Here is a 25,170-nt window from a genome sequence, read left to right as displayed (position 1 = left end):
GCACACGCCTTCGCATACACCGGCGATACGGTCCCCTGCTTAGGCTTCGGACATGCGCGTACTGATCGTGGAGGACGAGCCCTACCTGGCGGAAGCCGTCCGTGACGGTCTCCGGCTGGAGGCGATCGCCGCCGACATCGCCGGCGACGGCGACTCCGCCCTGGCACTGCTCGGCGTCAACGCCTACGACCTCGCGGTTCTCGACCGCGACATCCCCGGCCCCTCCGGCGACGAGGTCGCCCGGCGCATCGTCGCCTCCGGCAGCGGCATCCCGATCCTCATGCTCACCGCTGCCGACCGGATCGACGACAAGGCATCCGGGTTCGGGCTCGGCGCCGACGACTACCTCACCAAACCGTTCGAGCTGCGGGAGCTCGTCCTGCGGCTGAGGGCGCTCGACCGCAGACGCGCGTACGCCCGGCCCCCGGTCCGCGAGATCGCGGGGCTGCGGCTCGACCCCTTCCGCCGGGAGGTCTTCCGCGACGGACGTTACGTCGCGCTCACCCGCAAACAGTTCGCCGTGCTGGAGGTCCTCGTCTCCGCCGAGGGCGGGGTCGTCAGCGCCGAAGAGCTGCTGGAACGGGCCTGGGACGAGAACGCCGACCCCCTCACCAACGCTGTGCGCATCACCGTCTCCGCGCTGCGCAAACGGCTCGGCGAGCCATGGGTCATCGCCACGGTGCCCGGCGTCGGCTACCGGATCGACACCGGTACGGGCCCCGGTACGGACACCGGCCCCGGCTCGACGCATGGATAGACGCCCAGGGCTCAGCGTCCGATGGAAACTCACCCTCAGCTACGCCGGGTTCCTCGCCGTCGCCGGCGCTCTCCTGCTGGCCGTCGTGTGGGTGTTCCTGCTGCGCTACGTACCCGACAACTCCCAGGGCCTTCTCGGGATCGCGCCCAACCGCTATCTCCTGGCGCGCATGTTCGCCCCCGCCGCTGCCGTGGCGATGGTCCTCCTGCTCGTGTTCGGCCTTCTGGGGGGATGGATCCTCGCCGGCCGGATGCTCGCACCCCTCACACAGATCACGGCTGCGGCACGGATGGCCGAGAAAGGATCACTGTCCCACCGGATCCGCATGAAGGGCCGCCAGGACGAATTCCGTGAGCTCTCCGATGCGTTCGACTCGATGCTTCGGCAACTCGAGTCCCACGTCGCGGAGCAGCAGAGGTTCGCCGCGAACGCCTCCCACGAACTGCGCACCCCGCTGGCGATCTCACGGACGCTCCTCGACGTCGCCCGCAAGGACCCCACGCGGGACCGGGGCGAACTCATCGAACGCCTGCACGCTGTCAATACGCGGGCGATCGACCTCACCGAGGCACTCCTGCTGCTCAGCCGCGGCGACCGGGGAAACGTCACCCGCGAGAGCGTCGACCTCTCCCTCATCGCCGAAGAAGCCGCCGAAACGCTGCTTCCCCTCGCCGAACAGCGCCGGATCACGCTCGACGTCACCGGCGGGGCGGCCCGGACCAGCGGCTCCGCGGAGCTCCTGCTGCGGATGGTGACGAACCTCGTCCAGAACGCCATCGTCCACAACCTCCCTGCCTGCGGAACCGTGACGGTCCACACCGAGGCGGACGGCGACATGAGCGTGCTGCGGGTCGAGAACACGGGCCACCGGCTCCCACCGGAACTGGTGCCGACCCTGACCGAACCCTTCCAGCGCGGCGCGGAACGCGTACGCACCGATGAGCACGCGGGCGTCGGCCTGGGTCTGGCCATCGTGGACAGCGTCGTGCGCGCCCACGACGGAACGCTCGACCTCGTCCCCCGCCCCGCCGGCGGTCTGCTCGTCACGGTGCGTCTTCCCGGTACGCGGTAGGCATCGTCCCCGAGGGCGCTGGATCATTGAGCAGCCGAACAAGCCTGACCCGTCGGGCCCGCTCCACGACGCCCCCGTGCCGCCGAGCGGCCCGCGTCACGGGTGGACCGGAAACTCCGACTGGAAGGCCAGGCGACGGCCGGCGTCTGCGCCGAGCCCCGACAGCAGGTCGTCGAGCGCGAGGTACTCCTCCCAGGGCTCCCGCCCCGTCGCCCCGGCCAGCGCCCGGACCAGCCTGTCCTCGAGGTCGGGGACGCGCTTGTCCTTCCACACCTTGTCGGCCGTGCTGACCAGGAGGTCCTCGATCGTCACGGCGGGGTCGTCCCAGCTCGCGTGCGTGGCGGCGAACCGGGCCAGGGCCGGCTCGAAGCCGCGGTCCAGAAGCAGGTCACGGCCTGCCGCCTCGTGCGCTGAGCCGGGCCCGGCGAGCTCCTCGGGGTGCAGGGTCTTGCCGATGTCATGGGTCGCCGCGCCGAAGAGAACGGCGTCACGGTCGACGGCAAGGTCCGGGTAGCGGTCCCGCACCCCATCGGACAATTCGACGGCAACATCGTGGACGGCGCGCAGGTGCGCCGCGAGACGGGGCGGGACCTCCAGCGAACGCAGGAGTTCCGTCACCACGGGCGGCAGCGGCCGCAGAGGCGGCTCGCCCGGGGCGTCGAGGGCACGGAGCAAGGAGTCGCAAGGCGTCGCGGTCATCCCGCAGACACTACTGGTGCCGCTCAGCCCGGGAGGGGGAGCGCTGATGAAGGAGGCAGCATCGTACGCGTAGCGCCGGCCGGACCGTCACGTGCGGATCCGGTTCGTCAGTCCTCACCGGCCGGTGGGTCGGCAAGAATCCCCTTCAGCAGCCCCGTGGACTGCCCGACCTCGATGAGATAGCCGTCCGGGTCGCGGACGTAGCACCGGATCTCCGCCTTCCGGTCGATCGGTGGAGTGAGGAACTCGGCACCCTTGGCGCTCCATTCGCGATAGACGTTCTCGATGTCTGCCACACGTATGTTGAGGAAGCTTGTGGCCGTCGTCGGATCGGTCGGCGGATGCAGCGTGACGTCGGGTTTGTCGGGGGTCGGCCCGCCGCCGGGGTTCATGAGGAGCCAGCTGTTCGCGAGTTTGACGATGCACGGGTTCTCCTCGAGGACGACCTCGCCACCGAGGACGTCGGTATAGAACGCACGCGATCGTGGGACGTCCGCCACGGTGAGGAAGTGTGTGAGGACCAACCCCGTGTCGGGGGCCGGAAGATCTTCGCTGCGCATGGATCAGCCCTTCACCTTGTGGACGGCCGCCGTGTGGTCGACACGGGCCCGGCTCGGTCTACGAGCCGGCGACCGCACCGCCCAGCAGCTGTTGCATGGACGCGAGGTCTTCGTCGGCCACCTCCCGTCGAGCCCGCGGACCACAGGCGCGCAGGAGACGGGCGAAGTCGGCCGCGGCGGCGGTGATGCGTTCTCCGAGGGCGGCGCCCGTCTGGGAACCGAAATCACTGGTGGCCGCGTAGACCGCGCGGGGGGACACGATCGCGTGCAGATAGGAGAACATCGGCCGCAGAGCGTGTTCGAGAACCAGGGAGTGCCTCTCGGTACCGCCGGTTGCACCGATGAGAACGGGCATGTCGGCGAGGGTGTCTTCCGGCAGTACGTCGAAGAAGGACTTGAACAGCCCGCCGAAGGAGGCGTTGAACGCTGGGGTGACAGCGATGACGCCATCGGCTTCCGCGACCCTGGCGAAGGCCGACTCCAGGGACTCCCCCGCGAATCCGGTCAGCATCGCGTCCATGATGGGGTGGCCCAGCCGGCGGAGTTCTACGAACGACGCCTCGACACGGTCGCCGGACTTTTCGACTTCACCGGTCACAGCTGTGACCAGCCGGTCGGCGAGGAGTCGAGTCGATGACGGCTCACGCAGGCCGCCGGAGATGATGGTCAGTTTCATCGCGTATCCGGATCGTCTTCGTTCTCGGGTTCGTTCTCGGACTTGTTCGCCGGCTCGTCCTCGGGCAGGTGGCTGTCCTCGTGCCGACGCGCGCGCACCAGGGACTCGTGTGTCGGTGCTGCCGGGACATCCGCCGGCCGGCCGACCGCGAACTCCTTGCGGAGGACCGGCACCACCTCCTCCCCGAGGAGATCGAGCTGTTCGAGCACGGTCTTGAGCGGGAGGCCGGCGTGGTCGACGAGGAAGAGCTGTCGCTGGTAGTCGCCGACGTACTCACGAAAGCCCAGCGTCTTCTCGATCACCTCAGCCGGTGATCCGACCGTCAACGGCGTCATCGAGGTGAAGTCCTCCAGCGACGGGCCGTGCCCGTAGACCGGTGCGTTGTCGAAGTAGGGCCGGAATTCGTCGACCGCGTCCTGGCTGTTGCGCCGCATGAAGACCTGCCCGCCCAGGCCCACGATGGCCTGCTCCGGCCGTCCGTGGCCGTAGTGTGCGAACCGTCGGCGATACAGCTCCACCATCGTCCGCGTGTGGGAGGCGGGCCAGAAGATGTGGTTGGCGAAGAATCCGTCACCGAAGTAGGCCGCCAGCTCAGCCACTTCCTGCGTGCGGATCGAGGCGTGCCACACGAACGGCGGGACGCCGTCGAGGGGTTGGGGCGCAAGGGTGAAGCCCTGAAGCGAACTTCGCAGCTCTCCCTCCCAGTCCACGACCTCCTCGCGCCAGAGGCGGCGCAGCAGACCGTAGTGCTCCACGGTCAGTGGGATGGCCTTGCGGATGTCCTGCCCGAACCACGGGTAGACCGGGCCGGTGTTCCCTCGTCCCAGCATGAGGTCGGTACGGCCGCCGGACAGGTGCTGGAGCACACTGAAGTCCTCGGCGATCTTGACCGGGTCGTTGGTCGTGATCAAGGTCGTCGAGGTCGACAGGATGATGCGTTCGGTCTGCCCGGCGATGTAGCCGAGCAGCGTCGTCGGTGAGGACGGCACGAACGGCGGGTTGTGGTGCTCTCCCGTGGCGAAGACGTCGAGTCCGACCTCGTCGGCCTTGCGCGCGATGGCGACGGTGGCCTGGATACGCTCCGACTCGGCAGGGGTGAGCCCCGTCGTGGGGTCGGCCGTGACATCACCGACGGTGAAGATGCCGAACTGCATCCCAGACGCTTCGGAAGATTCCATTCCGAGCTCCCTCTGGCTTTACTGCCCGGGCTCTCCCCCATTTTGTCACGCACGATCCTGTCCCGCAGAACCCGTGCACACCGCTGCCGCGCCGGTTGGTCGTGGGCCCGCGACGGCCGCCGGTGGTGGCGCACCCCGAGGGGCGCGCCACCATCAAGGCGAGGGTCAGTGCCCGTCCGTCGTGATCTGGTTCGCCGCGACCCAGTAGCCGGTCAGCGTGCCCGCGGTGATCTGGCACATCGGCCGGCCGTTGACGATCGCCCTGCGGTCGAAGGGCGCGTTGGACGGGTTGGCGAACGCGACCGTCTTGATGCTCGCCGCCGTTCCGTCCTCGGTGAAGCGGTAGACCTCCACCGGCTGGTTGCCGCCGGGGAAGGTGAGCGTGCGCTGGGGGCGGAAGACCGTGGTGAGGTACTCACCGCGCAGGAACGAGCTCGGCCACACCTCGCCCACCCACCAGTCGGCGTACGCGCCCGCGCCGATCCGGTAGTAGATGCCGCGGTCCTCGATACGGCGTCTCATCGCCGCGGGCGCCTGGGTCGCCCGGGCGAAGGTGACCTTCTTCGTCTCGAGCTGCGCGTCGCCCTTGGCAGCGACCCAGGTGCCATCGGCGGCCGTGTCCAGGCGGTAGAGCGTGTGGGTGCCCGCGGCGAACGCGATGGTGGAGCCGTCGCGCAGGTACGGCGACGGGAAGTCGTCCGTCAGCACGTCCTGGTGGTGCGCGAAGTCCGGGCTGCCCGTCTGCCAGTGCAGCTGGCGGAACAGGTTGATGTGGTGCTGGTGGTACGTGGGTGCGGGAATGCGGTGGGTCTGGCAGTAGTACGAGTGCCAGCGGACGTTGCGCAGCAGCGGGAAGTACCGGGCCATGGTGGTGGCGGAGCCGTCGTACAGCTGGGCGGCCAGCTGGTTGCCGGTGGCCACGAAGTAGTCCCACAGGCCGAACATGGCGAAGATCATGCCGTTGTAGGTGTAGTCACCGGTGCCCGGCTGCGCGCCCGGGTACTCCTGGATCCACAGGTAGCCCGAGTCGTTCTTGTTGATCACCCACGGCTGCGCGTCGTCGGCGCGGAGCAGCGAGGAGAACGCGCCGTCGGCCGCCGCGCGGTAGAGCGTCCGCTCCTCCGCGGTGAGTCCGTCCAGCTCGGACAGCTGGATGAAGAGGCTGATGGCCTCGCCCTGCGCCATGCCGGAATACCACGGCGCACGGTAGGAGACGCCGCTGTGCGCCGCGTGTGTGAAGTCGAAGGGGTACGGGAAGTACCAGGCGCCACGCTTCTCGACGCGCTTCTCGATCAGCCGGTTGGCCTGCGCCTTGGCACGCGTCAGGAAGAGTGCCTTGCGGGCGGGGTCCTGCTCGGTGCGGTAGCTGGTGATGCAGCCGAGGCCGAACTGGATCTGGGTGACGGGCTGGTCGTAGCCGGGCTCGTTCCAGCCCGGCCGGTACTGCACGACGCCCTGGGAATCCAGATAGACGTGCTCCGAGTTGGGGGTGACATTCGCCCAGGTGGTGGGGCGGTCGCGCCACGGCCGCAGGTAGTCGGGCAGATCGGTGGCGATCGTGTACCCGGTCCGGTTGAAGGCGAACGGCAGCTCTGTCGGAACGTCGTCGGTGACCGTCCGGGGGTCGGGCGCACCCGGGGCGTACGGGATGCTCCGGCTCGGCCTGGCGATCCGGCCTTCGGAGATCGGGTCGGGCAGCGGCGGCAGGGGTGCGCTTCCGTCGACTCCTCGCGGGACGCTCAGGGCGAGGGAGCGCGGGATCCCGGGGAACGGCGTGGGGACGGGAGCGGCCGTCGCGACGGACGCGGGTCCGGCGAAGGTCCCCCCTGCCGCGACGGCGGCACCCGCGGCAGCGAGGCGTAGCAGGCGTCTGCGGTCAAGGGTCGGCGGTATTTCGGACATGGCTGAGGCCCCCCCAGGGCTTGGATGAAGCGTGAGTGCGAGATGAATGCGGCGTGAAGATCATATCTCCCGCTGATCACATGACGGCATCCAATTCCGGCCGGTCTTAGGGGCCATCCCTGACAACTCCCCTCCGCAGCAACGCAGTTACCCCGGGGCTCCGTCAGGGTCGGTGCCGTACTTCTCGCCGATTTCCCCTCCCGCCGGTGCTCGACAGGATGAACCCCGTACGGACAAGCCCGTTGACACCACGGAGCATCTCTTGCGCATTCCCCGACGTACCGCTCTGACCGCCGCCCTCGTCCTGGGCCTCGGCGCGAGCGCGCTCGCACCGCCCGCCCTGGCCGTGACGCCGGATGTCCGGGTGACGGACAGTCAGGCGACCGGACCCGACGCAGCGGCCCTCGAAAAGGCTTTGCTCGGGCTTCCCGACCAGCACGCCACTGCGGCTCTCGTACGCGTCGGTGGCCGGGGAAGCTGGCGGGGAAGCGCGGGGGTGCACGATCTGCGGAGCAATCGCAAAGCTCTGGAAGGGGCACTGTTCCGGGCCGGGTCCACCACGAAGGTGGTCACCTCGGCCATCGTGCTGCAACTCGCCGCGGAGGGGAGTATCGATCTCGACGGCACCGTGCAGAGATATCTGCCGGGCCTGCTGACGGACGCCTTCGACCCCATCACCGTACGGCAGTTGCTGACTTTCACCAGTGGGCTCCAGCCCGGTGCCTCTCTCGGTCCGGAGAACGCGGAAGGGTACGAGAACCGGTTCAAGACCCTCACCCCCGAAGAGGTGGTGGCCGCTTCCGTCGCCAAGGGGCCCTACCGGGGACCGGACGAAGGGCCGGGCCGGAAGCAGCGGTACGCCAACATCGACTACACGGTCCTCGGCATGCTCATCGAGAAGGTCACGCGCGACTCCTACCGCCACCAGGCCCAGGTGCGCATCTTCCGGCCGGCCGATATGCGGCACACGTCCTTCCCGAGCGGTCCCGACCCGCGCATCCACGGGCCGCACAACCGGGGTTACCAGAAGCTGACGGACGGCACGGTCGTCGACGCGACGCTGTGGAACATGTCGGACCGGTGGGCGGCGGGCGACATGATCTCCACCACCGCGGACCTGGAGAAGCTTCTCTTCGCGTTGTTCGGCGGGAAGCTGGTCCCACAACCGCTGCTGGACAAGGAGATGTTCACGGTGGCGGACGTGAAGGGCGCCGTGATGAGCGCGGGGCTCCAGCGCTACGACGCGGGGGGCGGACTGATCCTGTGGCTCAAGACCGGCTCCCGGCCGGGTTACAGCACCATCGTCGCGGCGACCAGGAACCTGTCCCGGACGCTCGTGTACTCGGTCAATGCGCTCGACGCGAAGGCCGAGGGTATGAATCCGGTCGGCGAACGCATCGTCCGCGCCGCGTTCCTTCCGCCGACCGCCGAGGACTGATCCACGGGCCGGTCCCACAGCGCCCGCCCCCCGAGCGGTCACAGCCGGACGATGACCAGCGCGATGTCGTCGGCCGCGCCGCCGCTGACGTCGAGTTCACGCAGCACGGCATCGGCCAGGCGCTCCGCGCCGAGTTGCCGGTGGTGGGCCAGGGCGCCCGCGAGCCGGTCCAGTCCGACGTCGATGTCCTCGCCCCGTCGCTCCACCAGTCCGTCCGTGTAGAGGACGAGCATGGCGCCGGGGGTGTAGGGGCGACTCGTCTGGGGCCGGGGGACATGGGAGGGGCGGGCGCCCAGTGGGGGGTCGGTCGCCTGGTCGAGCGCTTCCCAGCTGCCGTCCGGGCGCATCAGGATGGGTGGCGGATGACCGGCGCAGCTGTACGTCATGAGGCACCGGCTGGTGTCGACGGTCACCACGGCGGCGGTGGTGGCCACGGCTCCCTCGACGGAGCGGGCGTAGAGGCCGAGGACTTCGAGGGCCTTGGCCGGACCGTCGACGGCGCGCGTCGCCGCGCTCAGGGCGCTGCGCAGCATGCCCATCACGGTCGCCGCCTGCAAACCGTGCCCCACCACGTCTCCCACCGCGAGGGCGAAGATGCCGTGCGCGAGGTCGACGACGTCGTACCAGTCGCCGCACACATTGAGCGATCCGACGGCGGGCAGATAGCGCACGGCGATGTCCTGGTGCTTGTCGAGGTCGGGCACGTGGAGCATCGCCTCCTGCAGAGCCACCGCGACCTGGCGCTCGCGCGCGTGCGCCTGCCGCAGTTCCTCGTTGACACGCTGCAACTCGCGGGAACGTCCGTAGAGTTCGGCCTCCATTCCCGCTTCCCGCAGTCTGTCGGGACCGCTCCGCCGAATGTCCTGGAGGAAAGCGGTGACATCCTCGACCCGGTGAAGGATCCAGGCGACTTCGCCGGTCGGACTGAAGACGGGCGTGTTGGTGGTGGACCACCACCGCTCCTCGAACCGACCGGGGCTGTCCACCAGCGGTATGTCATAGCGCTGCGGCGCCAGCGAATCCGGCTTGCTGGTCTCCAGGACCCGGCGGAACGAGGACGCGAGGCTCGGCACGCCCTCCGCATCGGGGTCCCCCGGATTGTCGGGGAAGGCGTCGAAGACGAAGCGGTCGACCAGGTCCTCCCTGGTGCGGACCGTCGCCCGGAGATACGCGCGGTTCGCATCGACGATGATGAGGTCCGGGTCCAGCACGAGACAGGGACTGGGCGTCGCGAAGAACAACGCTGCGTAGTCGAGTCTCATGGCATCACGTGCTCACATGTCCGCTGCCTCGCCGCTCACCACTCACCACTCACCACTGATCAATTTACGAGCCTTTCGCCCCTTCCGCGAGGGTTGGCATGCGCAGCACGAGGGGGCGGCGAACGCGAGACCCGAACGCAGGGTCCGGATCGGGGACGCCCGGCCTCCCCGCTCTTCGGCCGGTGCCGCACCGGCCGCCCGACGCCGCCGACGGCCCCGCGGTCACCTCCCCTCACTCTCCGGGGCGGATCCCCAGCGCGACCGATTCCGGCCTTGTAGTCTCGACGTTCGGGCGGTGCACGGAGGCGTCATGGGACCGCCGCTTCGCGAGGAGGAACGGTGCCTGCAGCCAGCGGCGGTCGGCCGGCCCCGCCACGGGGCGTCCATGCTTGCCATGCCTACCGCAGTCGCGCCGAGTGGGCCGCCACGGTGACCGCGTCGGTGCGCGAGGGGCTGGCGCAGGGGCAGCAGGTCCTCTTCTTCGCGGACACGGCCGAGCCGTCGGCGATCGCTTCGCTGCTCCGCTCCGACGGCGTGGACGTGGACACGCTGCTGAGCAGCGGGCAGCTGCGGGTGACGGACACCCACCGGAGCTATCTGGAGCGGCTCCCCTTCGATCCGGACCTGCTGATCGCGGGGCTGCGCGACACGTGCGGAGAAGCCGTGGCGCAGGGATATCCGGGACTGCGGGTGGTCGGCGAGATGAACTGGCACCTGCGGCGACCACCGGGGGCCGACCGTCTGCTGGAGTACGAACTGCGGGTCGAGGCAGAGGTGTACGCGGATCTCCCGCTGACCGGGATATGTCTCTACGACCGGCGTGACACACCGTCGGACGTCCTGCTCGCCGCCCATCACATCCATCTGTCGCCGTCCCTCACCCCCGTCGCGGGGGTCGACGCGCCCCTGACGGCCGTCCCATTGACCGGCAGCTCCGGGCTGCGGCTGCGCGGCGACGCCGACACGGACACCCGCACCGTCCTGACGGCCGTGCTGGACACCCTGCCCCGGATGCCCGGCAGCGTGGTCCATCTCGACCTGTCCGGGACGCGGTTCTTCGGCATGGACGCGGTAGGGGCACTGGTGGAGACGGCAGGCATCTTCAGGAGTCAGGGCCGCCGTCTCGTGCTGCGGTGGCCGCCACCCTCCCTGCAACGTGTGGCCGAACTGTTCCCCGACGAGTGCACGGTGCTGGAGGTGGCAGCATGAGCGAAGCGCAGGTTGTCCGGGAGCCGCAGACCGAAGCGTTCGTCCACCCCGGCCTCTTCTACCGCGGTCTCGACGAGTACGTGGCGGAGGTGGGCGGCTTCGTCACCCGGGCCCTGGAGGCGGACGAACCCGTGCTCGTGGCCGTACCCGGGCCGCAGTTGGCCGCACTGCGCGACAGTATCGGCGCCTCTGGACGCGGTGTCGACTTCAAGGACATGACCGTCCTCGGCATCAACCCCGGACGCATTCTGTCCGCCCTGCAGGGCTTTGCCGACCGCCACACCGGGCGGTCCGCCCGTATCGTCGGCGAGCCGATCTGGCCGTCCCGTTCCCACGAGGAAGTCCTCGAAGCGACGCGGCACGAGGCACTCATCAACACGGCCTTCGCCGGCCGCGCGGCCACCATTCTCTGTCCCTACGACGTCGAGCGGCTCGGCGAGTCGATCCTCGCGGACGCCCGCCGCACCCACCCGACACTCATCGAGGACGGCAGCCACCAGGCCAGTCCCGCGTACATCGACCCCGCTGTCGTCTGCGCAGACTGCGACGAGCCGCTTCCGGAACCGGCCGAAGCGTCCTCGCTCGCCTACGGCCGAGGCCAGCTCGGTCTCATACGCGAACACGCCGAGACGTGGGCCCTCGGCACCTCGCTCGACTTCGGGCGACGCAGCGACTTCGTCCTCGCCATCAGCGAGGCGACCGCCAACTCGATCGCTCATGGCGGCGGCAGCGGCACACTGCGCCTGTGGACCAGCAACAGCGGCTCGGCCGTCGCCGAAGTCCGTGACAGCGGTCGGCTGTCCAACCCTCTGGCGGGCCGTCGCCGGCCGTCCATCGCCTCGGCCAACGGTGGCCGAGGTCTCTGGATGATCCACCACCTCTGCGATCTCGTCGAGGTACGGGCCGCCGAGACGGGTCTGACGCTACGACTCCACATGGCACTCACCCGCTGAACAGCGCGGGCGAGCAGCGCGAGCCCGCCAACGGCATGACGCCGAGCGGCCGTTGCGCCGACGGCCCCCGTCCGCGTGCGGAGGGGGCCGGGGCCCGACGGTCAGGCGTTCGGGTCGAACGGGATGTTCGCCGGCTTGGCCCTGGAGAGGTGCCAGTTGAACTGATCGTCCTTGATGCCGAGGGTGGCGCTGCCGAAGTCGGCCGCGCTCAGCTTGTCGCGGAGGCCCGCGGGATAGCCGTTCCAGCCCACGAGCGTCGGGAACTGCCACGTACCCCTGTGGTTCTCCGGCGGCTCGTCACCGGAGCCTGCGGCACGGAAGGTGTGGGTGCTCACTCCGTCCTTGTGATAGACGATCTTGGGGTGTGTTCCGTCGAAGCGGATCTGGGAACGGTTGTGGACCGTGAACCCGCCGTGCGCGGAGGTCGACACGTACTCGACCTGGTTGTTCTGCACCCACACCACGACGTGCTCCCAGTCGTGGCGGTGACCGAGGCTGCCGCCGCCGAGTGACACCTGGTCCTTCTCGAAGTAGAGCGCGTAGACGATCGCGCACCACCCGTTGTTGCACTTCTCCCGCGAGTACCCGTTGGTGTTCTCCAGGTCGGACAGATCGCGGCAGCTGCCGTTGACGTCACCGCCGAGCTTCAGTCCCGGGGCGATCGTCCCGTCGGGGCCGATGGCGGGAGAGGAGTAGCAGCCGTCGCGGTCGTAGTCGTAGGCGGGCTGGAACGTCTGCTCGAGACCGTTGGCGTTGCCGGGGAGGGCGCGCGGGGGGTCGGCGAAGGCGGTGGCCGGTGACGCCACGACCAGGACGACGGCTCCGGCGAAGCTCATGAGCGACAGTCTGCCCAGCCGCCGCGACTGCTTCGGCTTGCGGGCCGTGGAGGCACCGTCCGCGGACACGGCGGGCTGTGTGGGGCGCCCGAAGGCCCTCGACGACCATTTCTTGTTCACTGCGTCCTCCTGATCGACACCGTCGCGGGACGGGCAGTCCGGCTGCGGCATGCCCGGAGCACCGTCTCCCACTTCCGTCGGCCTTCGGAGAGTGGACAGATGTCGCTCTGGTGAAGGAACGCCCAATACTGCGGAGAGGAAGGGGGGTTGGGCCCGGGGATGCTCCCGCGTGGCATGGGCATGAAGTCAAACTGCGCAGGATTCTGCCCGGTGTTGTTCAGGAGGCGCAGCCGAATGGCAGCACTGTGACCGGAGTTGGTTCACTCATCGCTCGGCCGGTTGCGCTCGCCGCCTTCGGAGGGACCGACGGCCGGCCGGCTCCCGCGGGGAGGGTGGTGCGCTCAGGTGCCCGGCTTGCGGCCGTAGACGAAGACGTCGTCGTTGGTGCGGAGCAGCTTCCAGTACGCGGCGGCGTCGGTCTTGGTCATGTTCACGCAGCCATGCGAGCCGGGCTGCCCCCAGACGCTGATGCCGACCGAGTGGAAGGCCTGGCCTCCGTCGAAGAACTGGCTGTAGGGCATCGGCGTGTCGTACAGGCTGGAGACATGGTCGATGTCGCGCCAGGAGACCTTCTTCAGCCCGGTGCGGGTCTCGTGCCCGTCGCGGCCGGTGCGCACGGGTACCGGTCCGTGGACGAGCTTCGTTCCGTCCTGGATCCAACTGAGCTGGAGCGTCAGGTCGACACAGGCGATCCGGCCCCTGTTCACGGGGCACGCGCCGGCCTTGTTCGGGTTGTGGCCGACGGCCTTCTGCCGGTTCATGAGATCCATGACGCCCCAGGTGACGGGACCGGCCAGGCCGGCGGCGGGGCTGATCGCGTGCTTGGTCTGAAACGCCTGGATCGCCTTGCAGTCGTTGACCGACTGCTTGCCGTCCACCGGGCGGCCGAGGAACCGCTCGACCTGCTTCTGATAGGTGCCGGTCTGTGTCGTACAGGAAGCCGCCTGGGCGGTCGTGCTCCCCACGACCACCGAGAGCGGGGCCACCAGGGCGGTGATCCCGAGTACGACGGCTCCCCGGCGACGTATGTCCCCCACGGCTGACACTCCTCGTTCGTGCATGGTGCGCTGTCGCCCGGAAGACGACAGAGAAGCCACATTAGTTGCACCAAGCACCAGTTCCACCCCCTGGGCCCGTATGTGACAACAGCCACAGGGAGGTACGAGTGCGGTCAGATCATCCGGAACGCCGCACAAGGTTCTCCAGCAGACCGAGCGCCTCGGCCGCGCGCGCGTGGGCGACGAAGAGGTGGTCGTGATGGAATCCGGCGACGACGTTGCAGCTCAGGCCCGCGTCGGCGAGTTCACCGGCGACCGCGGCGGTCAGGCCCACGGCATCCAGGGCGGAGTGGACACGCAGGGTGATCCAGCCGGCGACGTAGTCGTAGGCCAGGCCCGCCGCATCGGCCTCCTCCACGGGAAGCACCAACGTCAGCCCCTCCGGCTCGGTGACCGTGACCACGGGGGTGACACCGCGGGGGACACCGCCGTCGACCGAGGTGAACACATAGCGCCCGGGGTTCAGCTCGGGGCGCATACCGCTCAGCAGTTTCCGAAGGTCCCGCTCACCATTCATGATCACCACGCTATCCGGGGTGCCGCCTGGGGCGCGGGCACGGCACCCTCCGCGCCTGAGGCAGCGGTGCCGAGCGGGCCATCGCCGCGGGGTGCGGAGAACCGCCCACCGGCGGTGCTCACCCACTGCCCGCAGCCCGTCACGCGACGCATACGCACGCACCGGGGCCCATCACGGGCCTCACGCGGGTCACTCCTGAGCCTCGGCCGACCACGGACAGCGACAGGGCAGACACCCCCGAGAACCCGAGGGGGTGTCTGCCCTGTCCCGACGTGCGGGCGCACCGTTGTGCCGGCCGGCGAGCCGGCGGTCAGTCGCCGGTCACCAATAGTGCTGGCGACCGCCGACGGCGTGGCCCACCTTTCCCAGAATCCACAGTGCGGCTCCGACCGCGATCAGAATGAGCCCGATGGTCCACAGGATGCCTATGCCCGCGATGGCACCGATGATGAGCAGGATGAGTCCGAGAATGATCATTGCGTCCTCCGATGGTGGGTCCCGCACCAGCCGGGTTGCCTCATCTCGCCGCGGTAAACCACGCGCCCTCCGCACCGGTCACTGATCCTGTGCCCGACGCTCAGGAGCGGTCATGCCGACCGCAGTCGGACGCCCCTGGGGTTGCGGCGGGCCAGGTCGGCGTTGAGGACGGTGGCGAACGCGCACCAGGCGGTGTACGGCACGAGCGCGGCGCCCGCCGAGCGGCTGCTGAGCGCGGTGCGGACGAGGAGATGGGTGTTGCTCAGGTCCAGCGCCAGGGTGCCGAGGAGGCCGGCGCGCGGGCTGCGGGCCCGGAAGAACAGCCAGTTCCAGGCGGCGTTGAGGGTGAGGTTCACGGCCAGGCCGATCGCCAGGGGCTTCCGGTCCGGGGGTGAGGCCCGGTCGAGGGCGCGGCCGCCCGCCCAGGCGATGCTCGCGTACAGCGGTGTCCATACGGCGCCGAACGCCCACGGGGGCGGCTGCCACCGTGGCTTGGACAGTGCCCGGTACCAGGATGTCGTCGGGTCGACGGCGATCGATCCCGCGACGGCCGTCGCCGCGACCGCCGTCCCCGCGGCCACGTAGTACTTCCACCGGACGCGTGAACCGGGGTCGGTGCGCTCGCTGATCAGCCTCATGTCCCGACTCCTTCCCCGCGCCCGGCGAACCATGGAGGACGACCCGCAAACGGCCGAAGAGTGCCTGCGCCGGCGCGGCAACGGCCCGCGGGCCATACCGCTGCGCGCGAGCACGTCCGCGGGACTGCCGTTGCGGGCCTCTTCCACCACAACACGGCTCCGCCCGCGGCCGCTCCTGCGAGGAAGCACGCGGCGGCGAGGAGAAGCATCGGCTTGTGGCGGCGCCAAGTCGGGCGGAGCGATGCTTCCTCGACAGGCCCGGCGGTCCCGGTGGACGACCGGGCCACCCTCGCGTACGGGTCCGCCCTCATGTCCCTCGCGATCGCCTCCCACACCCTGCCGGGAGGAGCCCGCAGCAGGTCCGCCGGGCCGGCCGAACGCGCGGCCCGCACGACGCGTTGCAGCCCTTCCAGTTCGTGGCGGCACTGCGCGCACTCCCGCAGATGCCGCCGAACCTCCTCGTCCAGGTCCGCCTCACCCGCCGCTCCCAAGGACAGCTCCACGAGGTCCGCCGGATCGAGGTGCTCCGCCACCGTCTCCTCCTCCGCGCCGACGAGAACGAAGGCCCTGTACGCATTGCACGACGGGGAGGCCCGGCCGGCAGCGGACCGGCACGGGACCCCGCAGCGGGGGACCTGACCACCGTGGTCGACCGGCGGGGGTCAGACACGCTCGCGGGCCCGACGGCTCAGGACGAGTGCGCCCGCCACAGCGGCGACCCCTGCGGCGGCACTTCCCACGAGCCAGGAGTCCGAGGAGTTCGTCACGCCCATGGCACTCGGGCTGTCGGCGGCAGCACCCGGGGTGGACTGCATGCCGTCCAACGACTGCACCTTCAGGGCGAGGTTCTTGTCGGCGGCGCTGCCCCATGCGTAGACGACGGTGCCGGTTCCCTCGGCGAGCTCCAGGTCCGCGGGCCCGATGGCCACCGTGTCCGTGCCGGCGAGCACGACATCGGTGGAGACCGTGCCCGCGTCCACATCGGCGGTGGCCTCACGAGGGTTCACCAGCCCGTTGAACAGCGGTGTTCCGCCGGCCCGTACGTCCACGGCGGGTGCCGCCGCGACATGACGTACCGTCAGCCGCGCCTTCTCGGGAGGCACCTTGGAGACGTTGTTGACGAAGGCGTCGAGCTCCGGCGTCCCGTCGGCCGACAGATGGGCGACGACCGTCGCATTGGCGCCGGCCGGCACGTCGATCGTCTTCTGGATCGCGGGCGTACCGTCAGGTCCCTCGCCCGCCTTGAAGACCTTCAGGTCGTAGGAGCCGGCGGCGAGGGACTGCGGCTCGGTGAGTGTGCCGGGCTTGAAGTCACCCAGGAGTTCGTCACCGTTCGCGTAGACGTCCACTGTCAGGCCCGGCACACCGTGGAAGACGGAGACCATGGCCTGGTCCGCGCTCTGCTCCGCGGCGCCGACAGGAGCGGCGGCACCGAGTGCCAGAGCACATGCGCCGAGGGAGGCGACGACTGCTGCGGAGGTACGGGAATTCATGATCCGGCATCCCTTCGTGGCGGACTCGCGCGGTGCGGGTCTCGCCCGTACTTCCCTGCCGGGACGGTCGGCGGATGCGCAGCCGGCCTCCGCTCAGAAGAAGACGCCGCAGCGCAGCAGCACGTTCGCGTAGGGGCGCGCCTCTCCTGTGCGTACCACCAGACGGGCCGTCGCCGAGCGCGCCTTCAGCTCGTCGTGGGTGATGAAGTCCAGCCCCGGCAGCCGTTGCGCGAGGAGGTGGGCGGCCTCGGGGTTGGCCTCGGTGACCTCACTCGCCGCCGTCGCGCCCTCGATCACCAGCTCGTCCAGCAGGCCGTCCAGCACGTCCGCGAACGACGGGATTCCTGCCCGGAACGCGAGATCCACCACGCGCGGTCCGTCGGGGACGGGCATGCCGGCGTCACAGACCAGCACCAGATCGCCGTGCCCCAGTTCCGCCAGGGCGCCCGCCAGGTGGCGGTTCAGAATGCCTGTCTTCTTCACAGGGCAGCGACCTCCTCGGCCGTGGGAAAGGATTCCTGTGCGCCCTGCCCGGTGACGGCGGCGGCGCCCACACGCACGGCGAACGCGGCTGCGGTGGCGAGTGGCTCACCCAGGCCGATCCGCCACGCCAGGGCGGCCGTGAACGCGTCCCCGGCGCCGGTGGTGTCGACCGCCTCCACCCGCGGGCTGGGCACGTGGACGGGAGCACCCGTCCGCGTGTCGGCGACGAACGCCCCCTGCGCGCCGAGCGTGATGACGACCGAGCGCGGGCCGATGGCCAGGAGTCCCGCGGCCCACTCCTCGGGTGTGGCTCCCGCGGAGGGGCCCAGGATGAAGCGTGCCTCGTGCTCGTTGAGGACCAGGGGATCGCATGCCGCGAGCACGTCGGGGGGAAGCGGTGCGGGCGGGGAGGGGTTCAGGACGAGACGGGCCGTCGGCGGCAGTACGGCCACGACTTCGGCGACCGTGTCCAGCGGGATCTCCAGCTGGACCGAGATCACGCGTGCTTCGGCGAGGAGGTCCTCGGCCGCCCTGACATCCGCCGGTGTCAGCCGGGCGTTCGCGCCGGGCGACACCACGATGCTGTTGTCCCCCGACGGGTCCACGGTGATCAGCGCAACGCCGGTCGGCGCGCCGCCGACGAGGACGCCCGCGGTGTCGACACCCGCCGCCCGCTGCGACCGGAGCAGCAGGCGGCCGTGGTCGTCGTCGCCCACCCGCGCGATCAGCGCGGCGCGCGCCCCGAGGCGCGCGGCGGCGACGGCCTGGTTGGCGCCCTTTCCGCCCGGGTGGACGGAGAGGTCGGAGCCGAGCACCGTCTCCCCCGGCGCCGGGCGGCGTTCGACCCCGATCACCAGGTCGGCGTTGGCCGACCCGATGACCAGCAGGTCGTGGGGGCCGTGGTCGTGCATCGCTGGTCCTGCCTTCTCGTTCTCTCGGGTGGGGGGTGTGTGCCTGCCGGACCGGATGGATCCGGCGGGTCGGAGGGCCGCGGCGAACCCGCGGCCCTCCCGACCGCGGCTCAGGAGAAGTCGTCGACGTTCGCCTTGGTGACGACCTTCACGGGCACCTTCACCGTGCTGCTCACTTCCTTGCCCTGCGCGGCCTTCACCGCGTTCTGGACGGCGATCTTCCCGAGCTCCTTGGGCTGCTGGGCGACCGACGCGTACAGCGTGCCCGCCTGAACCGCCTTGAGGCCGTCGGGAGTTCCGTCGAAGCCCACCACGGACACGGACGTGCCCGCCTTGGCGCCGAGCGCCTTGACCGCGCCGAGTGCCATCTCGTCGTTCTCGGCGAAGACACCGTTGATGCCGGGGTTGGCCTGGAGCAGGTTGGTCATGACGTCCAGCCCCTTGGTGCGGTCGAAGTCCGCGGGCTGCTTCGCGACGACCTTGATGCCCGGGTAGGCCTTGAGCCCCTCGGCGAAGCCCGCGCCGCGTTCCCGGCTCGCGGAGGTGCCGGCCGTGCCCTGGAGAATGACGATCGTGCCCTTGCCGCCGAGCTTGTCGGCGAGCGTCTTCGCCGCGAGCTTGCCGCCGGCGATGTTGTCGGACGCGACGAGGGTCGCGGTCTCGGCCTTGTTGACACCGCGGTCGGCGGCGATCACCGGGATGCCGGCCTTGTTGGCGGTACGGACCGCCGGGCCGACCGCGTCCGAGTCGACGGGGTTCACGATGACGGACTTCACGCCGGAGCTGGTGAAGTTCTGCAGCTGGTTGGCCTGTTGCGAGGCGTCGTTCTGGGCGTCGGTGACCGTGATGTCGATGCCCGCAGCCTTGGCCTCCGCCTGCGCGCCGTCCTTCATCTGCACGAAGAACGGGTTGTTGAGGGTGGAGAGCGACATCCCGATCTTCGTGGTCGTCCCGGAGGAGCCGGGGTTGAGCAGGGACACACCACCGACGACGGCCGCGACACACACGGCGGCCACGCCGAGCTTCACCGCACCGCGTTTCCCGCTTCCCGGACCTCCGGTACCGGGAGCGCCCGCGGCCGCCGCCGTGGTTCCGGTGCGCCGGCGCAGGGTGTCGAGCAGGACGGCCAGGGCGATGACGACACCGATGACGACCTGCTGCCAGAAGGCGGAGACCGAGAGGAGGTTGAGACCGTTGCGCAGCACGGCGAGGATGAGCGCGCCGATGAGCGTGCCCGACGCCTTGCCGACTCCGCCGGCCAGGCTGGCGCCGCCGATGACGACCGCGGCGATCGCGTCGAGTTCGTAGCCCTGCGCGGCCTGGGGCTGTGCGGAGACGAGCCGGGAGGCGAGGACGATTCCGGCGACCGCTGCGAAGAGACCGGACAGGGCGTAGATGACGAGCTTCTGACGCTTGACGCGCAGGCCCGAGAGGCGGGCCGCCTCTTCGTTGCCGCCGATGGCGTACATCGAGCGGCCGATGTAGGTGCGGCCGAGGATCAGTGCGGTGATCAGGCCCATGCCGATCATCACGAGGACCGGGACGGGCAGCCAGCCGCCGAGCGTGTCGCCCAGCACGGAGATGGAGTCGGGGAAGGCGATCGGGCTGCCCTGGGAGATGACCAGGGACAGTCCGCGGCCGATCGAGAGCATGGCCAACGTGGCGATGAAGGGCGGCAGTTTGCCGTAGGAGATGAGGGCGCCGTTGACGAGACCGCAGGCCAGGCCCGTGCCGATCGCGAGAAGGACCGCGAGCCAGACCGGTAGTCCCTCGGACGTCGCGATCCAGGCGAGGACCGTGGCGCTGAGCGCGGCCACCGATCCGACCGACAGGTCGATGCCTGCCGAGACGATGACGAAGGTGACGCCGAACGCGAGGATCGCGGTGACGGCGGCCTGGACGCCGACGTTGAGAAGGTTCTGGGTGGTCAGGAAGTCGCCGGAGAGCAGCGACATCGCCACCACCAGGACCACGAGCGCGGTCAGGGCGCCATTGTCGAGCAGGATCCGGCGCAGGGTCGAGGCGGAGGCGCCGCTCTTGCCCGTGTCGTTCTTGAGCGTGTCACTGGCCACGGGGGCCCTCCTCGTTCACTGCGTCGTTCTGTGCGGGGGTTGTCGTGGGTGGTGCGCTGACGGCGAGCGCCATCACCGCGTCCTGGGTGGCTTCGTGTGCGGTGAGCTCACCGGCGATGCGGCCCTGTGCCATGACGAGCACCCGGTCGCTCATGCCGAGGACCTCGGGGAGGTCGCTGGAGATCATCAGGACGGCGTGACCGGACGCGGTCAGCTCGTTGATGAGCTGGTAGATCTCGACCTTCGCGCCGACGTCGACTCCGCGCGTCGGTTCGTCGAGGATCAGCACTCTGGTGTCGGCGAGAAGCCATTTGCCGATGACGACCTTCTGCTGGTTGCCGCCGGACAGGGTGCGGACGTGCTGGCCGAGGCCCGCCATCCGTACACCCAGTTGCTCGGCGATCCGGGCGGCCGCGACGCGCTGCGCCTTGAGGTCGACGAGTCCGGCGCGGGTGGCCGAGCGCAGGGTGACCAGGCCGAGGTTCTCCTGCACCGTGGCGTCGAGCACCAGTCCCTGGCCCTTGCGGTCCTCGGGGACGAGGCCGATGCCGGCCCGCATTGCGGCGTTCACGTCGTGTCCGCGGAGCTGTTTGCCGCGTACGTCGACGGTGCCCGTGTCGTAGGGGTCGGCACCGAAGACGGCCCGGGCGATCTCGGTGCGTCCTGCGCCGACGAGCCCGGCGAGGCCGACGACCTCACCGGCCCGCACCTCGAAGCTGACGTCGTGGAAGACGCCGCCCCGGGTGAGCCCGCGCACCGAGAGCAACGGCTCGCCCACCTCGGGGCGCTGCCGCGGATACTGCTGGTCGATGCTCCGGCCCACCATCAGCCGTACGAGTTCGGCCTCGGGGGTCGACGCGGGGACCTCGTCGATGCTGCGGCCGTCCCGCAGGACGGTCACCCGGTCGCCGAGTGCCGCGATCTCCTCGAGGTGGTGGGTGATGAAGATGATGCCCACGCCGTCCTCGCGCAGTTGCCGCACGATACGGAAGAGCTGGTCCACCTCCTCCGAGGTGAGCACGGCGGTCGGCTCGTCCATGATCAGAACGCGGGCGTCGAGACTCAGTGCCTTGGCGATCTCGACCATCTGGAGCCGGGCGATGCCCAGTTCGCGGACGAGGGCGCCCGGGGAGACCCGCAGTCCGACGCGGTCCAGCAGCGCGGCCGCGTCCGTCTCCATGCGCCGGCGGTCGATCATCCCGAACCGTCGCGGCTGACGGCCGAGGAAGATGTTCTCGGCAACCGTGAGATCGGGGACCAGGTTGAACTCCTGGTAGATGGTCGCGATCCCGAGCCGTTCGGCGTCCTGGGTGCTGTGGATGCGGACCTCGCGCCCGTCGGCGAGGATGCGTCCGCTGTCGGGGCGGTAGGCGCCGGAGAGCATCTTGATGAGGGTGCTCTTGCCGGCTCCGTTCTCGCCGAGCAGGACGTGCACCTCACCGCGGCGCAGGTCGAAGTCGACGGCGTCGAGGGCGACGACGCCGGGGAACGTCTTGCGCAGTCCTTCGATGCGCAGCAACTCGTCGGGGTGGCTCACAAGTTGCTCCTCTGGCTCGCGGGGTGGTCGGGGGTTTCGGGGGTGCCGGGGACGTCCGGCGCTTCGGGTCTGCCGGCGCTTTCGGCATGCGCGCCGCCTTCACCGCAGGAGCGGCGTACGACCAGACGCGCGGGGAGGCTGACGGAGCTCGGGGGTCTGCCCTCGATCACGTCGGCCAGCGCCCGGACCGCGGCTCTGGCGAGCTCGGCGGTGGGCTGGGAGATCGCCGTGATCGGTGGATCGGTGTGCAGGAACCACGGGATGTCGTCGAAGGCGGCGAGCCCGATGTCCCGCGGTACGCGCAGGCCGTGTCCACGGATGGCGTCCAGAGCTCCAAGTGCCATCAGGTTGTCGGTGGCGAAGACCACCTCGGGCGGCTCGGCGAGCGCCAGGAACGCCTCGGTGGCGCGGCGGCCGCTCTCGGCCTGGAAGTCGCCCTGCCCGATGTACGCGTCGATCAGCGGGAGCCCGTGTTCGCGCAGCGCGTCGCGGAAGGCGTCGACACGCTCGCGTCCGGTGGTGGTGGCCGCGGGACCCGCGATGATGGCGAGTCTGCGGTGGCCGAGGCCGTGCAGGTGGCCGACGAGATCCCGGATGGCCTGCCGGCCGTCGGAACGCACGACGGGCACGTCCACGCCGGGCACCCAGCGGTCGACGAAGACCATCGGGGTACCGCTGCGTGCCGCGTCCAGCGTCAGCGGGGACCGTCCGTCCGCGGGTGAGACGAGCAGGCCGTCGATCCGGCGGTCGAGCAGGGTCCGTACATGGTGGTCCTGGAGCTCGGGCCGCTCGTCGGCGTTGCCGATGATCACGCTGTAGCCGAGCGCGCGGGCCTCCTCCTCGACGAAGCGGGCCAGCTCGGTGAAGTACGGATTGAGCACATCACTGATCACGAGGCCGAGGGTGCGGGTCTGATCGGTGCGCAGCGACCGTGCCACGGCGTTCGGCCGGTAGCCGAGCGTGTCGACGGCGGCGAGGACGCGGGCCCGCGCCCCGGGACTGACGGAGGGATGGCTGTTGAGGACGCGGGAGACCGTGGCAACGGAGACTCCGGCCTCGGCCGCGACATCCTTGATGCTCGCCATCGACGGTCCACCTCCTTGTGGGTTCCGTGCGCCTCGCACCACGGCAGTGAGCCATGGAAACGATTACACGGCCGATTGGAATCGATTACATGGCTGAAACGCAAGGGTCGGACCGCTGACCGATACCGGATCGTGACCAGCGTGCGTTCGCCGCACCGGTGAGTGAGACTGGGCAGGACGAGTCACCGGGGTGGCGAGGTGCCGGGAAATGACCACAGCGCGAGCACAGGAGCCCACCGACAGCGACCCGAGCGGGTACCTGCCGATCGCCGAGCACGGCCTGATCGGCGATCTGCGCACGGCGGCCCTGGTCGGCACCGACGGACGGATCGACTGGTTCTGCGCCCCGCGGTTCGACTCCCCCAGCGTCTTCGGCTCCCTGCTCGACGCACAGCGTGGCGGCTACTGGGAGATCCGGCCGAGGTGCGAGAGCGTCACCCACCACCAGTTCTACTTTCCCGACACGAACATCCTCCTCACGCGGATGCTCACCGAGCACGGCATCGTCGAGGTCCAGGACTTCATGCCCATCCTCCGCGACAAGGACCCCGACCACAGGCAGCGCCTCGTGCGACGGGTGGTCAATGTGCGAGGCCATATGACGATGTCCGTGCGGATCGCACCGCGACTGGACTACGGCCGCGAAATGCCCCGCACCGAGCGGACCCGCCAGGGCGTACGGTTCACGGGCCGGGAGATCAGCCTCTCGGTGCGCTCCACCGTCGACCTGGAGCTCGATGCGACCGACGCCTACGCCCGGTTCGTCCTCCGTGAGGGCGAGACGGCGCTCTTCATCCTGGAGACGGCCGACGACGAGGACGGCACGACGTCGGACCCGGTGGAGGCCACCGCCGCCGACGAGCTCTTCGATGCCACGGTGACGTACTGGCGCAACTGGCTGAAGCAGTCGACGTACACCGGCCGCTGGCGTGAGATGGTCCACCGCTCGGCCCTGACGCTGAAAATGATGACCCATGAGCCCACGGGTGCGATCATCGCCGCGCCCACCCTCGGGCTGCCCGAACAACTCGGCGGCCGGCGCAACTGGGACTACCGGTACGTGTGGATCAGGGATGCCGCGTTCTCCCTGTACGCGATGGTGCGCCTCGGATTCACGCAGGAGGCGCAGGAGTTCATCGACTGGCTCGCCGCGCGTCTGCGCAACGCGACGAACGGCGCCGCGGGACCACTGCGCGTCATGTACTCGATCGACGGCGACGCGATCCTCCCCGAGGAGACGCTCGACCACCTGGAGGGGTACCGGGGATCGCATCCGGTGCGCATCGGCAACGGAGCGAGCGATCAGTGCCAGCTGGACATCTACGGTGAACTGATCGACTCGATCTATCTGTTCAACAAGTACGGCGCGGGCATCTCGCACGACAGCTGGGCCGACCTGTGCGGCATCCTCGACTGGCTGCTGAAGAACTGGGACGGCGCCGACGAAAGCATCTGGGAGACGCGGGCGGGGCAGCAGAAGCACACCTACTCGCGGCTCATGTGCTGGGTCGCGCTCGAGCGCATGGTCAGAATGGCCCGCCAGCGGGGTCTGCCCGGGGACCTGGTCCGCTGGATGCGGGTCCGCGACGAGATCTACGGCCAGATCATGGCGCGCGGCTGGAATCCGGAGGAGCGCACGTTCGTCCAGCGACTCTCCGACGACGACGGTCACCCGAAGACGATCATGGACGCGTCCCTGCTGCTCATGCCGATGGTCAAGTTCCTCTCCCCCACCGATCCCCGGTTCCGGTCGACCGTCGAGGCCATCGAGCGCAGGCTCGTGGTGGACAGTCTGGTGTTCCGCTACAACCCGGAAGAGGCACCGGACGGACTGGACGGGAGCGAGGGGACGTTCTCCATCTGCTCGTTCTGGTGGGTCGAGGCACTGGTGCGCATGGGCGAGGTGGAGCGCGCCCGGCTCGCGCTCGAGAAGATGTTCACCTATGCCAACCATGTGGGTCTGTACGCCGAGCAGATCGGGCTGACGGGCGAGCATCTGGGCAACTTCCCGCAGGCGTTCACGCACCTCGCCCTCATCAGCTCGGCGATCAACCTCGACCACCGGATGACCTGAGGCGTCCCCCGCACGGCGGGACGGAACCACTGCCCGGAACCGCTGTGCGCACACAGCCCTCGCATCGCACACATGCGCGATATCTCACGAATTCCCGAATACCGTCCGCCCCGAGGTGGTTGGACCTAACCTGGGCGTCTTGCCGGGCCCGATTTGGGGGGTG

The 25,170-nt window shown here is 69.7% G+C and carries 23 protein-coding genes; 6 read left to right on the top strand and 17 right to left on the bottom strand.

What is annotated here, in order from left to right; translation table 11 throughout:
- The first annotated feature begins 52 nt into the window (after positions 1 to 52).
- Both ACQPWZ_RS33975 and ACQPWZ_RS33970 read left to right on the top strand, forming a co-directional pair.
- Positions 53 to 757, top strand: a complete 705-nt coding sequence (locus ACQPWZ_RS33975; RefSeq protein WP_433573347.1) for a response regulator transcription factor — start codon at positions 53 to 55, stop codon at positions 755 to 757.
- Positions 750 to 1,829, top strand: coding sequence for a sensor histidine kinase (locus ACQPWZ_RS33970; protein WP_433573346.1), 1,080 nt, complete (start codon positions 750 to 752; stop codon positions 1,827 to 1,829). Before ACQPWZ_RS33975 ends, ACQPWZ_RS33970 begins: the two co-directional genes overlap by 8 nt.
- 96 nt (positions 1,830 to 1,925) lie before the next feature.
- On the opposite strand, the gene ACQPWZ_RS33965 is transcribed toward ACQPWZ_RS33970, so the two are convergent.
- The 5 genes from ACQPWZ_RS33965 to ACQPWZ_RS33945 form a co-directional block, all read right to left on the bottom strand.
- Positions 1,926 to 2,528: an HD domain-containing protein gene (locus tag ACQPWZ_RS33965; protein ID WP_433573345.1), complete on the bottom strand. Its 603-nt coding sequence runs from the start codon at positions 2,526 to 2,528 to the stop codon at positions 1,926 to 1,928.
- A gap of 107 nt (positions 2,529 to 2,635) precedes the next feature.
- Complete coding sequence (locus ACQPWZ_RS33960; protein ID WP_356699780.1) at positions 2,636 to 3,088, bottom strand: VOC family protein; 453 nt, start codon at positions 3,086 to 3,088, stop codon at positions 2,636 to 2,638.
- Between the two features lie 58 nt (positions 3,089 to 3,146).
- Positions 3,147 to 3,764 (bottom strand): CE1759 family FMN reductase, encoded by a 618-nt coding sequence (locus tag ACQPWZ_RS33955; protein WP_433573344.1) that lies wholly within the window; start codon positions 3,762 to 3,764, stop codon positions 3,147 to 3,149.
- Positions 3,761 to 4,918: an LLM class flavin-dependent oxidoreductase gene (locus ACQPWZ_RS33950; RefSeq protein ID WP_433573917.1), complete on the bottom strand. Its 1,158-nt coding sequence runs from the start codon at positions 4,916 to 4,918 to the stop codon at positions 3,761 to 3,763. The genes ACQPWZ_RS33955 and ACQPWZ_RS33950 overlap by 4 nt, the downstream gene beginning before the upstream one ends.
- A 189-nt stretch (positions 4,919 to 5,107) precedes the next feature.
- A complete protein-coding gene (locus ACQPWZ_RS33945; protein ID WP_383238833.1) occupies positions 5,108 to 6,844 on the bottom strand; it encodes a D-glucuronyl C5-epimerase family protein in 1,737 nt (578 codons plus the stop codon).
- A gap of 262 nt (positions 6,845 to 7,106) precedes the next feature.
- Between ACQPWZ_RS33945 and ACQPWZ_RS33940 the strand changes: the two genes are divergently transcribed.
- On the top strand, positions 7,107 to 8,282 hold the full coding sequence (locus ACQPWZ_RS33940; RefSeq protein WP_433573343.1) for a serine hydrolase domain-containing protein: 1,176 nt from the start codon (positions 7,107 to 7,109) through the stop codon (positions 8,280 to 8,282).
- 38 nt (positions 8,283 to 8,320) lie between these two features.
- Here the strand turns inward: ACQPWZ_RS33940 and ACQPWZ_RS33935 are convergent, their stop codons facing one another.
- A complete protein-coding gene (locus ACQPWZ_RS33935; protein WP_405574997.1) occupies positions 8,321 to 9,544 on the bottom strand; it encodes a PP2C family protein-serine/threonine phosphatase in 1,224 nt (407 codons plus the stop codon).
- 339 nt (positions 9,545 to 9,883) lie between these two features.
- Here ACQPWZ_RS33935 and ACQPWZ_RS33930 point away from each other — a divergent pair, with 339 nt between their 5' ends.
- Positions 9,884 to 10,753 (top strand): MEDS domain-containing protein, encoded by an 870-nt coding sequence (locus tag ACQPWZ_RS33930; protein WP_433573342.1) that lies wholly within the window; start codon positions 9,884 to 9,886, stop codon positions 10,751 to 10,753.
- The gene (locus tag ACQPWZ_RS33925; protein WP_433573341.1) at positions 10,750 to 11,706 is read left to right on the top strand and encodes an anti-sigma factor RsbA family regulatory protein; all 957 of its coding nucleotides are present in this window, start codon (positions 10,750 to 10,752) and stop codon (positions 11,704 to 11,706) included. The genes ACQPWZ_RS33930 and ACQPWZ_RS33925 overlap by 4 nt, the downstream gene beginning before the upstream one ends.
- A gap of 101 nt (positions 11,707 to 11,807) precedes the next feature.
- On the opposite strand, the gene ACQPWZ_RS33920 is transcribed toward ACQPWZ_RS33925, so the two are convergent.
- The 11 genes from ACQPWZ_RS33920 to ACQPWZ_RS33870 all read right to left on the bottom strand — a co-directional run bounded on the left by ACQPWZ_RS33920 (position 11,808) and on the right by ACQPWZ_RS33870 (position 22,933).
- Complete coding sequence (locus ACQPWZ_RS33920) at positions 11,808 to 12,542, bottom strand: NPP1 family protein (protein WP_433573916.1); 735 nt, start codon at positions 12,540 to 12,542, stop codon at positions 11,808 to 11,810.
- Positions 12,543 to 13,003: 461 nt separating this feature from the next.
- Entirely contained in the window at positions 13,004 to 13,699 is a 696-nt protein-coding gene (locus tag ACQPWZ_RS33915; protein ID WP_356699793.1) for a L,D-transpeptidase, read from the bottom strand.
- Positions 13,700 to 13,838: 139 nt separating this feature from the next.
- Complete coding sequence (locus ACQPWZ_RS33910; RefSeq protein ID WP_383246935.1) at positions 13,839 to 14,237, bottom strand: ACT domain-containing protein; 399 nt, start codon at positions 14,235 to 14,237, stop codon at positions 13,839 to 13,841.
- Between the two features lie 321 nt (positions 14,238 to 14,558).
- Positions 14,559 to 14,714 (bottom strand): DUF6131 family protein, encoded by a 156-nt coding sequence (locus ACQPWZ_RS33905; protein WP_313942358.1) that lies wholly within the window; start codon positions 14,712 to 14,714, stop codon positions 14,559 to 14,561.
- A 110-nt stretch (positions 14,715 to 14,824) separates the two neighbouring features.
- Entirely contained in the window at positions 14,825 to 15,352 is a 528-nt protein-coding gene (locus ACQPWZ_RS33900; protein ID WP_433573340.1) for a TspO/MBR family protein, read from the bottom strand.
- A 662-nt stretch (positions 15,353 to 16,014) separates the two neighbouring features.
- Positions 16,015 to 16,845 carry a DUF4397 domain-containing protein gene (locus ACQPWZ_RS33895; protein WP_433573339.1) on the bottom strand — a complete coding sequence of 277 codons (831 nt, stop codon included), beginning with the start codon at positions 16,843 to 16,845 and terminating at the stop codon, positions 16,015 to 16,017.
- 93 nt (positions 16,846 to 16,938) lie between these two features.
- On the bottom strand, positions 16,939 to 17,328 hold the full coding sequence (gene rbsD, locus ACQPWZ_RS33890) for a D-ribose pyranase (RefSeq protein WP_405574984.1): 390 nt from the start codon (positions 17,326 to 17,328) through the stop codon (positions 16,939 to 16,941).
- On the bottom strand, positions 17,325 to 18,239 hold the full coding sequence (locus ACQPWZ_RS33885; RefSeq protein ID WP_433573338.1) for a ribokinase: 915 nt from the start codon (positions 18,237 to 18,239) through the stop codon (positions 17,325 to 17,327). The genes rbsD and ACQPWZ_RS33885 overlap by 4 nt, the downstream gene beginning before the upstream one ends.
- Positions 18,240 to 18,349: 110 nt before the next feature.
- The gene (locus ACQPWZ_RS33880) at positions 18,350 to 20,311 is read right to left on the bottom strand and encodes an ABC transporter permease/substrate-binding protein (protein WP_405574980.1); all 1,962 of its coding nucleotides are present in this window, start codon (positions 20,309 to 20,311) and stop codon (positions 18,350 to 18,352) included.
- A complete protein-coding gene (locus tag ACQPWZ_RS33875) occupies positions 20,301 to 21,848 on the bottom strand; it encodes a sugar ABC transporter ATP-binding protein (protein ID WP_340477223.1) in 1,548 nt (515 codons plus the stop codon). The genes ACQPWZ_RS33880 and ACQPWZ_RS33875 overlap by 11 nt, the downstream gene beginning before the upstream one ends.
- Positions 21,845 to 22,933, bottom strand: coding sequence for a LacI family DNA-binding transcriptional regulator (locus ACQPWZ_RS33870; RefSeq protein WP_433573337.1), 1,089 nt, complete (start codon positions 22,931 to 22,933; stop codon positions 21,845 to 21,847). Before ACQPWZ_RS33870 ends, ACQPWZ_RS33875 begins: the two co-directional genes overlap by 4 nt.
- Before the next feature lie 208 nt (positions 22,934 to 23,141).
- Between ACQPWZ_RS33870 and ACQPWZ_RS33865 the strand changes: the two genes are divergently transcribed.
- Positions 23,142 to 25,007: a glycoside hydrolase family 15 protein gene (locus ACQPWZ_RS33865; RefSeq protein ID WP_405574975.1), complete on the top strand. Its 1,866-nt coding sequence runs from the start codon at positions 23,142 to 23,144 to the stop codon at positions 25,005 to 25,007.
- The last annotated feature ends 163 nt before the right edge of the window (positions 25,008 to 25,170 follow it).

The organism is Streptomyces sp. CA-251247 (assembly GCF_050952975.1).
GTDB classification, from domain to species: Bacteria; Actinomycetota; Actinomycetes; order Streptomycetales; family Streptomycetaceae; genus Streptomyces; species Streptomyces achmelvichensis.
The sequence above is the reverse complement of the archived record's forward strand: the minus strand, read 5'-3'. Positions and strand labels throughout refer to the sequence as shown.